This is a genomic window from Deinococcus sp., assembly GCF_018260555.1.
Classification (GTDB): Bacteria; Deinococcota; Deinococci; order Deinococcales; family Deinococcaceae; genus Deinococcus.
This window is the reverse complement of record NZ_JAGLBB010000152.1, coordinates 1-904: the sequence shown is the minus strand read 5'-3', so window position 1 is coordinate 904 and position 904 is coordinate 1. Positions and strand designations below refer to the sequence as shown.

The following is a 904-nucleotide window of genomic DNA, read 5'->3' as shown; positions in this document are numbered from 1 at the left end:
TCCGCCATCCCGGCCCATCCGCCCAGGGCGCGGCGCCAGAAGCACACCGTTCCCAGGAACCCGCGCATTATAGATCACGAACGGTGGTACTCACGCTCAAGTCGGTGTAGTAGCTCAGCCTGTCACGGCGCGGCCGTCCATCCCACGAGCGCAGGAACAGTACCCCCGCCCCAAAGGGCTGTAACGGGCGCTAGATCGAACGGCGGCGCGCCTGCGCAGGCGTACCCGGCAATCGTGTTCAGCAGGCCGCCCTGACCACCACGTGTGATTCAGCTCCTCTCCCCACACGCCGCCCCGAACAACAACCCCGAACGATCCTGGAGATCAATAGGCAGGTGGGAGGCGCCGCATCACTCGGCCCGCCGCTCCTCCCGCACGGCCACCCAGTCCTCGAACGCCAGCGCCGGCAGCAGCGCGAAACTCCCCATGAACAGGCTCGCCACAGCCGCCGGGACGCGCACGGGCGTCCGGCCATTCACCACCAGGTACCACGCCCCCAGCGTGCTGAGCGCCCCGATGTCCATGAACATCACCCGCGTGAACGAGCTGCGGCGCAGGCTCTCGCGCGTGCCCAGTTCCCCCGAACGCCGCCGCCCGAACACCGCCGTCAGCACCAGCATCAGCAGCAGCGACAGGAACAGACGAATCCGGGCAGGGGAGGGCCGCGCATAGTCAGAGAGGGGCATACCGGCAGCGTACCCGCCCCGCCCCCGCAAGAGCGTACGTATTCCCCCGAGTGGAACAGTGTCAGAACAGGTGCTGCATGCAACATGATCAAAGTAGAGACGGGAGGTAAAAATCTGCCCCATCCAACCGACAGGCAAAAAAAAGGTAACTGCTCAGCAGGGGACGATCAGACAGAGAAATTGGGCATGAGAATATCCCCCGTGAACACGCTGACCAG

The 904-nt window shown here is 65.0% G+C and carries 1 protein-coding gene; it reads right to left on the bottom strand.

The window, feature by feature from the left end:
* Positions 1-350 precede the first annotated feature (350 nt).
* Positions 351-686, bottom strand: a complete 336-nt coding sequence (locus QZ271_RS14380) for a hypothetical protein (RefSeq protein ID WP_291432628.1) — start codon at positions 684-686, stop codon at positions 351-353.
* Between the last annotated feature and the right edge of the window lie 218 nt (positions 687-904).

What these genes read in the sequence shown, in the direction of transcription:
- QZ271_RS14380 (WP_291432628.1), bottom strand. Translation starts at nt 686, where the DNA reads ATGCCCCTCTCTGACTATGCGCGGCCCTCCCCTGCCCGGATTCGTCTG.